Raw genomic sequence first — 8794 nt, 5'->3', positions numbered from 1 at the left:
CGCAGACGCTTGAGCTCTTCTTCCATTGTTTCGCTGCCTGACGCGTCAGAGTCATCGCGTACTGAGGCGCTGTCACGGTACCAAGCCCGCAACGTGTGGTTTTAGATACTCCAAGCAGCTTACCGACCTCCGTGTAGGCGCGCTGGAGAGAGCAAGACTCTAGGCATAGTTCAATGTTTTCCTAGCCGAGGTAGGAACTGAACCCAGGACACTTCATGCTCCGTTTCTTCGTCCACGGCTGCAGCACAATGCGTTCACGAAAACGTTGATACGGAGCATCCCGACCAACCGTCACACCGGCCCTCTTCAACCAGCGATAAACTGTTTCAATGCCGCACCCGATTTCATCGGTGGCATTAGCCGGATGCTCACCGCCGCGAATCCTATCAACCACCAGAGTTCGAAACTGTGCACTCGGATGCTTGCGTCCCACTCCACGAACCCCTTAACGCTAGGTAGGCCAAGGTGTAGCATTCACCACCTGAATGGACCCGTGGCACTATCCCTAAGCAGCGAGGCCATATGTCGTCCTCTAAGATTGGCTTATGGCTAATTCCACTTCCGTCCGCACTGTTGTTGTCCCCGCTGCTGGCATGGGTACACGATTTTTACCCGCTACGAAAACTGTCCCGAAGGAACTGCTGCCAGTCGTGGATACCCCGGGTATTGAGATGATTGCGGAGGAGGCCGCAGCGGCCGGCGCGACGAGGTTGGCAATTGTAACCTCGCCCCGCAAAGACGAAGTGATGCGGCACTTCGATGAGTTTCCGGAGCTAGTGGAAACTCTCCGTGCTCGTGGTAAGGATGAGCAGGCGGTAAAAGTTGAGCGCGCTGCGCAGATTATTCAGCCGATGGCCGTTGTGCAGGACAAGCCTTTGGGGTTGGGCCATGCAGTTGGACTGGCTGAGGGTGTGCTGGATGATGACGAGGATTTCTTTGCCGTCATGCTTCCGGATGATGTCATCGAGCCCACTGCGGCTATGAGCGAGATGATTCGCGTGCGCCAGGAACAGGGAGGCTCGGTGCTCCTAGCGGTTGAAGTGGATCCCGACCATGTATCTAACTATGGCGTGTTTGATATCGAGGACACTGACAACGACCGCGTAAAGAAGGTCGTGGGTATGGTAGAAAAGCCCGCGGTTGAGGATGCGCCCTCAAATCTGGCAGCTACTGGGCGTTACTTGCTCGACAGGGCGATTTTCGGTGCACTGCGGCGCATCACCCCGGGGAAGGGGGGAGAGCTTCAGCTAACCGACGCAATTGATTTGCTCATCTCCGAAGGCCACCCTGTCCACGTTGTTGTGCACGACGGTATTCGCCATGACCTAGGAAATCCCGCCGGCTTTATTCCGGCGAGCGTGGAGTTTGGTCTCCGTCACCCGAAATATGGGCCGACCCTGTTCCGAGACCTTGAGGCGATTATGGAGAAGTATCGGCCACAGTTGGGGTAGCGGTTAGTATCGCGTCCTCAAATCATTGGGCCTGCAGCACGCCCAATAAGTGTTCTCTAGACTCGTCAGGATCTCGCTGGGGACGACGGCGTCGGCAAGCTCCTGTACAAGCGGTGAATTGCCTGGGATGAAGTCAGCCGTCGTCGATATTGACCCTGTGGAGAACTATGAAGCCCTCATGGTTTCGCCATGGCGTTGGGTGCGGCATTTGGTTGGGGTGCTTATGTCTTGCCCCTCGATTGGATGCAGAAGGCGGGGCTTGCCGGAACGCTCATTGGCTTTGTCGTTGGTGGTCTGATGATTGCCATCATTGGTTTGAGTTACGGCTTTACTATTCGTGCGCTGCCGCTGACCAGTGGTGGGGTGGCGTTCGCTATGGCGGCGCTCGGCCGGACGCATGCGTTTATTGCTGGGTGGGCGCTGACGCTGGGGTACTCGTGCGTTGTCGCGTTGAATGCGTCGGCGGTCACGCTCGTCTTCCGCGTCACGTTCCCTGAATTGGTTATGAGGGGTGCGCTTTCTGGCCAGTTTCAGTTCTTTGCCGTTGTGATCATGATTGTGGCGGTGGTGGTCATAGTGGCGTCGATGGTGATTTATTACGTCGCCAAGCGCCCGGAGCTTGCACCAGCTTTCCCAGTGGACGTCCCGCTGGCGGCAGCGGTTGCGACCATTATCGCTTTTGCCCCGTGGGCCTACGTGGGCTTTGATTCCATTCCGCAGCTGGCGGGCGAGTTCAATTTCTCACCGAAGAAAGCGCTAGGCCTTCTGATATGGGGAATCTTTGCGGCGACCTTGATTTATTTGGCGATGATGCTCGCAACCTCTATCGCTGTGGGAACCCATCACAATGCTTATGAAGGGGAGGCATGGCCGCCGGCGGCAGCCATCAGCGAGGTGATGGGGCCTGTCGGTTTGGTTCTCATGGTTGTCGCCGTCAGTGCTGGAGTCCTTACTGGACTGAACGGATTCTTCACTGCGGCAAGCCGCGTGTTGTTTACTCTTGGCCGCGCCAATCTAGTCTCTAGCCGGTTGGGAGAGCTAAACGGGAAGCAGCACGCCCCACGTAATGCGATTCTCTTGGTGTGTGCGGTGTGCCTGGTAACCCCGTGGTTTGGGCGCGCGGCTTTGACGTGGGTCGTCGATATGTCCAGTGCGGGTATCACGGTGGCGTATTTCTATACGTGCTTCTGCGCATGGAAGATTGCGCGCACCGGGCAGGTTCCTGGGATGACCGAGCCGATTGCGCCGAACAAGTTCTATGAGTACTTCGCGCTGGCCGGGTGCATTCTCTCCGTCGGGTTCTTGGCGCTGCTCTTTGTACCGGGCTCGCCTGGCGTGCTGGGAACGGCCCCACTTATCGCGTTGGGTGGCTGGATTGTGCTGGGATTGGTGTCGTGGCCATCAAGAGCCGGTAGCTGAAGGATGTGCCGCCGGAGGAGACGGCGGCGTTGATTTTGGAGTAGTGAGGTGGGTTGTAGGTAGGGGAAAGGAGTAGCGGCCAGTAATAGGCAACCGAGGTGAAGACAGCGATGACTCCGCTGTTGTCAGAATTGAGAAACCCGGACGGCAAAGAGTGATGAAGTCGCTTACTACGCCGCCAGTGACTGGTCTCCATTCACGATGATGCTTCAATGAGGAATGTAAAGCACTATGGAACGAACATCGTGTGAAGAATAGCTACCTGAGAGAGGAGTCGTTTGATGGATTGGGTGTCGATGTCATGGTGGACAGCCGAAAGGTTAACCGCCGCAATGAATGTTGTGATTGCAGTAGCTGCCATCTCGTCTTTTGTATTGGCGTTACGATCGCTTCGCCTGAACCGAAAAATAAATGTCAACGCGAATAGGCCCATGGTTATGGCTGAAGTTCTCCAGCCAGACTATGCGCAGCAACCGTTAAGGCTAATGATTTCCAATCGTGGCCGTTCAGTAGCCAAAGACGTTGTGGTGGCGTTTGAACCGGATCTATCCGAAGTCAAAATGCAAAGCGGAAGCCGAGAAGGTGAAGCATTCCACTCAGCGGTCGACCGGGTTGAAACAATATTTCGGAACCGTGTTTTCTCGACTTGGGTTCCAGGCCACCAGATAGATGTAGCGTATTGGTTGCAACCAAGTGGAAAGCTAGTTGATGGTGGAACGATCGCCGATTCAGCTGAGGGGGTTCCTCCTGAGGTCTTTGCGCGAGTCGAGTATGACGACGAATTGGGTAACCACTACTCGGAGCGATATGAGCTGAATGTTCGCGCCGTCCTCGGAAACGACTTTCGGGTGAGCAAAACCAGGACTAACGGTCGGTTCAACTTCGAGGAACAGATTTCGAAAGATATCCAAGAAAACACGCGAATGCTGGGAAGGATTTCCCGCAGGCTATAGCTGTTGGAGATACTCGCGTTCTCAACAGGGGTGGGGTATGCACGCCGTGCTCGAAGAGGGTTCGAGCAAAGTTCTGGTACCAGGGCCGTTCATTTTACGGCCCCTATCGATGGGGCGGAAGAACGATTAGGATTCTAGGTCCAGTGGGTGGCGTAAGACTGTGATGTCTAGCCGATTTTTTGGACGTGGAGTCCAGGATGTTCTGAATGGGATGTCTAGTGGCTTTTGGACGTTTACGGCGGTGGAATAGCCGGATAGCTTTCCGGACAGTCAACTCTCTTTAAAAGGCAGAACTGATTCATGCTCAAGGTCCGTGGACGTCGGTCGGAGAAGTTGAACTAGCCACCTTGCGGTGAGTGCATTGGTGGAACACCAAGCAGCTTCATGAAGCATCGGACTACGCCACCTCACAGGAAATAGAAACCGAGTACTACCTCACCCAGACCATCGACACAGGGGCGTAAAAGAAGCGGAACTAAACCCAAGACGCTTCATAGATGGGGCGTCGAGTCGCTGGTGCTCAGGCACTGCGGTTGGTCGCGAGTGGTGGGGCTAAAGATGGCGAACGCATTGATCAGTCAGGTTTGTGTCAAATTTTGCTGCTTCACCTGCCAAAACGACAAGGTGGTTGGTAGCTCTCCCGATGATATTGGGCCCAGAAAGATTTGTTAACTGAATGGAACGAAACTAGAACGGTGAGGTCTAGCGTCCTTTGTAGACTTGGGGTCCCGATCTGCGAACAACCCTACGGAGCAGGAACACGAATCCGAAGTTCTTTCAAACGACACCGCCCACAGAGTAGTGGACACTTCTTGGATAAAAAGGCTCCTCGTATCCGTTGAGTGTTCGACTACGTGAAGTTCGAGTTGACGAGACTGCGAGTGGCTGCCAAGACATTTTTTAGAGCCTCGGGCATGTCTTCGAAATTCGACCCAGAAGCGACGCGTGCAAAGACACCCGCTTTCTTGGAATTGCGGAAGTCCTCTGCGAGTTTAAACTTTTTGGACTGGGCCCTGAAGGATGGCCATTCATGTAGTTCACTCTCTAAATCATGACCGAGAATGACGACGGACTCGCCGATTTGGACTCCTCCACCCCAAGTAAAATTCTCTAGACCGTTCCCCAGGCCAGCCTTGCGGGCCTCCTTTACGAATTTTTCTACACTGTTCTTCCAGCTACGCATTATCTGATCGCGTTTTTCCCTCGCAATTCTCAGGTGCTCTTCATTCTGGAAGTCTGGTTCGCATTGATACTTATTCAGTATCTCTTTTCGGCAGCGATTCTTTGCTGTGTCCATGGCGATCGTAGAGTCAGAATCACCATCTCTGACTACTAGTGTGGGGACGCCGAATGCTCGGATGACTTGTGCCATTGTAAGCAAAGAATCTGCGCCGCCAGCTACCGCCACAGAGACTCCCAGCTCCCGCAACGTCAGTCCGCTGTGATCACAGGGCATCGTATCAAATATTGCTCGTTCAGTATCTCCTTCAACTACTAGCGCACCCTGTGAGAAGAGGCTTTCAGTGACGGTTTCAAGAAAATATTTGTCTAGTTCGCCGTTAGCTTGTTTTTTGAGGAGACTTCCCTCGAGAGTGGGGCGACGAACAGTGGAACCGTCTCGTGATCCCTCTACACGAAATGTGTATTCCAGTTGGGAAGGATCTAAGAAATAGGGGCTGTGCGTAGCAACAACGAATTGCACGCTACCTGTATGCGCGGCTGTTATAAAAGAACGTGCCATAAGGCGGGCTTGGACAGGGTGTTGGTAGACTTCTGGTTCTTCGATAAACACGATTAGGGGGTTATTACCATTTTCGTCCTCGGCGCTCGCCTCTTTTTCGTTCTCTCGGTCTTGAGCCAATTCGGAGCGTGATTCTGCTGTAGCTTGGAGCAGAGCCAGCAGGGTGGCCCGTTGCACGCCGTGTCCTTCCCGTTCAATTAAGAATTCACTTCCGCCTTTGCGCATCTTCGATAGTGCATTTGGGCTAGCTTTTGGAGCCCAATCTTGTAACCCCACCTGAAACTCAATTTTCGTGTCAGGAAGGTACTTTTCTAAGTGATGATTAACTCTGCTGGCACGCTGGTCAAGCTTACGAGCAGCTGATTCTTTTACAGTACTTTCTAGCTGCTCCAGTACGTCTCTATTCTCTTTTGTCCACTCAGCTACGGACTGCCCTACGACGCCTTTCAGAATGTCACCGAGTAGTAGTTGGAGAGCGGAACCTTTACCCGAAACGTCGAACTGTCCGGTCAGGTCAGGTGCAGCGGGAATAAACACGAATCCGGAATCTACTTTTAGCTTATCTGTGCCTATGGCTCCGAAGAAGTGATTTGCCTGTTCGTCGGAAATTGGCTCTAGGTGTGGTTGATTTTCCGGGACTGCCTCCCAATCGTCGAGAGCTGCTAAAATCTCACTTTTAGAAGCCTTACTGGAAATCTCAAGATTCGAAAAGTGTTCGTAGGAGCTTCTCAGTTCTTGTAGTTGCTTGCGCATTTCCCCGACTTTTGTGCCATTTCGCAATTCGGTGAATGCTTTGCAAACTAACCGTTCCCCGTAGAGCTTGGACTTTCTGTCAAATCCGCCGATGCGTGTTAGCACTATTTCATTTCCACGAGCGTAGGGGCCAAAATTCTCGCGATCAGTAGTCGTTAATTGGTCAAAGGTAACTGACACTTTAACGTCTTTCTTGAGTACGTTCTTGGCGTCTTCTGCGTCTTTGGCGAAAATGTCTGAGGGCTCTAGTTCGAAGTCATCGAAAAACCATCTCACCGCGTGAAGGATGGATGATTTTCCCCCGCCGTTGTAACCGATGAATGTGGTATAGGGGCCAATGTCCTCGTTTAGAGCTGCAATGGCTCTAAAGTTTGTGATGCGCAAGTGCTTGATCTTCATGGATTCAAACTTACAGGCGCTTCGCGTGGAAGATGTTGCGAAGCAGCTGTTAGGTAGCTCTTCTACGTCCTAAGAGGGGTGGACCTGACGTACCTAGCGCATGTTTTCTCGAAGGGGGCAGCTAATTCAATACCTTGATGTGGGGGACTCATTGATTTAGGATGCTTCAGACTGCTTCACAATGAAAAGCGTGTCTATCGAGCATCCTCCAAATCAGCTATGGTACTAGGGGGGTAGATTGGTTGGACTTGGTTTCTATTTCAAGCGACTTTTAGCAGGCTAGGGTCGCCCTCAATTACTATTTTAAAATTTTGATGAAAGTTCGATTGGCTTGATGGACCTTCCTAAGGCAATTCAAAGTCACATTTGGCGAATCGATGGAAGGAATTCTAAGAATTTACCCGCTCAATTGGCTGAACACCCTTATTACCGATGGAGCTGTGAACGTCCCAGTGGTCTCTGGTGATTGCTGTGCTTGGGAGAGCAATGGTCACCTGAACAAGGATACGTAATGCACATTCTTCCCCAAGATGCTAGTTGGTTTTCGATCGCGAGTGGCACAGTGGCTGCGGTTTCATCTGTCGTAACCATCATTTTTTCGCTGATGCCTGTCTTTGAGGTAAATCGAATTGGAAAGAAACTCGCGCTGGTGAATTCGATCGTCGAAAAAGAAGATAATCCAAGCCGCTTAAATACTCTGATCCTGGAAAGAATTTCACTAGAGGCGAAGGTCATCGCACATCAAATTTGTCCAGTTTGGAAAAGTGCTGTTTCTCTCTCCCTATCTTTGTTCCCTTGGTTCTATTTTATGCATCTTGCCTCGGATTTTGAAGGGGCTGCTCTTAGAGTACTTGCGCTGGTTGTCGTCTGGATAGGGGGTTTGGTTTTGATCGACGCATGGGGCTCATCAATTTTTCAGAATCGAGTCATTGAAGCTTTCTATATTGCGGGCGAGCCTTTACCCCGCTCTAGGGTCAGCAGATTTGATGGGGAACTTCCGAAACCCTTTCAACTCTTGGCAGCAGAAGCCGCTGCCGCTATTCATTTAAGCATTTATTTTTGCAATTACTTATTGTTGCAATGGCGGGGAGCCGAAACACTGGAGGTAATGGGCACGGCCGTCATGCTGCTCTCCTTGAATAGTTGCATGGGATTGAACATATACCGAACACTTGTGGACGAAACAGAAAAGCGCGCTGCTCTATTGTTGGGGGCCAGGCAACTGTGCGGCTAGTTCTTCAAGCGAAGAGCGATTTGTTATTAAGCCATTTCCTTATGCAGAAACAGCACGTTGCGTGAAAGCTATATTTACACAGGTTCAAAAGGCAAGCTTGTCAAGCTGGCTCTGACGGGAGTCATAGACATGTGCAGCGAAGCCTGGCTAGGCGTACTGAAGACCTGTGATGTGTGTGCGACCTTTTAAGCGCAAATCAAATTAGTTAACCCCGTAGAGAGGCGACTCACGTGCAGCTTTAGGCCGCGTCCACTTTACTGCCTTCGACTTCAACGCTGCCCATGAAATACCGGGAATGTGACTTTTTCAAGGACTCCAAGGAGGGGGATGAGATGTGGACGATCTCAATATCAGGATCGTCAATCGCTGCTTCGCGGCGGAGGCGTTCCTTAAGCGCTTGAGTCGAGTCCGAGAATTGCTCGATAAAACACTCACCTGAGTTACGTTTGTAAGTGATTATGAAATCAGCCATTAATCTGCTCGCTTTCGATTGGCAGGTCGGTAAGGGCGTCCTTTAGTTCTCTCAGCGATTTGAGGGTCTCATTGTTGTTCTCGGCAGTGTCTGCCAATTCTAGCTCATAGCTCGCCATATACATATAGAACTTGGCTCGTTCTCTGTGTACTCGTGGGTCTACCGGGATGGCTCGTGATGTCGCGGTTATGGTCTGCAAACCACTTTGTGCTGATTCGTATCCCTCTTCCAGATCTGTCTCTATGCCGTAGAACTTGTCGGAGATTTCGAGCAAACTATCCAATATAGATTGCAAGGTGGGATGACCTGGACGGTAGTCATCTTCATACCGAATTCGGCGGCCCGTAAGATCAGCTAGTTTTTCAAATGTAT

7 protein-coding genes and 2 pseudogenes are annotated in these 8794 nt (G+C 51.7%); 5 read left to right on the top strand and 4 right to left on the bottom strand.

The genetic code is table 11. The features are described from left to right. Positions 1 to 163, bottom strand: a pseudogene (locus tag HMPREF3155_RS13270) (IS3 family transposase); the annotation flags it as partial. A 382-nt stretch (positions 164 to 545) separates the two neighbouring features. Here HMPREF3155_RS13270 and HMPREF3155_RS04375 point away from each other — a divergent pair. The 4 genes and pseudogenes from HMPREF3155_RS04375 to HMPREF3155_RS12840 all read left to right on the top strand — a co-directional run. Continuing rightward, on the top strand, positions 546 to 1451 hold the full coding sequence (locus HMPREF3155_RS04375; RefSeq protein ID WP_070432677.1) for a UTP--glucose-1-phosphate uridylyltransferase: 906 nt from the start codon (positions 546 to 548) through the stop codon (positions 1449 to 1451). Between the two features lie 189 nt (positions 1452 to 1640). Continuing rightward, positions 1641 to 2870, top strand: a complete 1230-nt coding sequence (locus HMPREF3155_RS04370) for an APC family permease (RefSeq protein WP_070432676.1) — start codon at positions 1641 to 1643, stop codon at positions 2868 to 2870. A gap of 332 nt (positions 2871 to 3202) precedes the next feature. Continuing rightward, a complete protein-coding gene (locus HMPREF3155_RS04365) occupies positions 3203 to 3823 on the top strand; it encodes a COG1361 family protein (RefSeq protein WP_246817674.1) in 621 nt (206 codons plus the stop codon). A gap of 284 nt (positions 3824 to 4107) precedes the next feature. Next, positions 4108 to 4287 (top strand): annotated as a pseudogene (locus HMPREF3155_RS12840) (IS3 family transposase); the annotation flags it as partial. Positions 4288 to 4673: 386 nt separating this feature from the next. On the opposite strand, the gene HMPREF3155_RS04360 reads toward HMPREF3155_RS12840, so the two are convergent. Then, complete coding sequence (locus HMPREF3155_RS04360) at positions 4674 to 6716, bottom strand: ATP-dependent nuclease (RefSeq protein ID WP_070432674.1); 2043 nt, start codon at positions 6714 to 6716, stop codon at positions 4674 to 4676. A gap of 511 nt (positions 6717 to 7227) precedes the next feature. On the opposite strand from HMPREF3155_RS04360, the gene HMPREF3155_RS04355 reads away from it, so the two are divergent. Continuing rightward, complete coding sequence (locus HMPREF3155_RS04355; protein WP_070432673.1) at positions 7228 to 7950, top strand: hypothetical protein; 723 nt, start codon at positions 7228 to 7230, stop codon at positions 7948 to 7950. A gap of 238 nt (positions 7951 to 8188) precedes the next feature. Here the strand turns inward: HMPREF3155_RS04355 and HMPREF3155_RS04350 are convergent, their stop codons facing one another. Then, complete coding sequence (locus HMPREF3155_RS04350; protein WP_070432672.1) at positions 8189 to 8422, bottom strand: hypothetical protein; 234 nt, start codon at positions 8420 to 8422, stop codon at positions 8189 to 8191. Then, positions 8415 to 8696: a hypothetical protein gene (locus HMPREF3155_RS04345; RefSeq protein WP_070432671.1), complete on the bottom strand. Its 282-nt coding sequence runs from the start codon at positions 8694 to 8696 to the stop codon at positions 8415 to 8417. The genes HMPREF3155_RS04350 and HMPREF3155_RS04345 overlap by 8 nt, the downstream gene beginning before the upstream one ends. Positions 8697 to 8794 lie beyond the last annotated feature (98 nt).

This window comes from Corynebacterium sp. HMSC06D04 (genome assembly GCF_001807315.1).
Lineage (GTDB): Bacteria > Actinomycetota > Actinomycetes > Mycobacteriales > Mycobacteriaceae > Corynebacterium > Corynebacterium simulans.
The sequence above is the reverse complement of the archived record's forward strand: the minus strand, read 5'-3'. Positions and strand labels throughout refer to the sequence as shown.

Coding starts and splice junctions, on each gene's coding strand:
- HMPREF3155_RS04375 (WP_070432677.1), top strand. CDS start 546: ATGGCTAATTCCACTTCCGTCCGCACTGTTGTTGTCCCCGCTGCTGGC.
- HMPREF3155_RS04370 (WP_070432676.1), top strand. CDS start 1,641: ATGGCGTTGGGTGCGGCATTTGGTTGGGGTGCTTATGTCTTGCCCCTC.
- HMPREF3155_RS04365 (WP_246817674.1), top strand. CDS start 3,203: ATGAATGTTGTGATTGCAGTAGCTGCCATCTCGTCTTTTGTATTGGCG.
- HMPREF3155_RS04360 (WP_070432674.1), bottom strand. CDS start 6,716: ATGAAGATCAAGCACTTGCGCATCACAAACTTTAGAGCCATTGCAGCT.
- HMPREF3155_RS04355 (WP_070432673.1), top strand. CDS start 7,228: ATGCACATTCTTCCCCAAGATGCTAGTTGGTTTTCGATCGCGAGTGGC.
- HMPREF3155_RS04350 (WP_070432672.1), bottom strand. CDS start 8,422: ATGGCTGATTTCATAATCACTTACAAACGTAACTCAGGTGAGTGTTTT.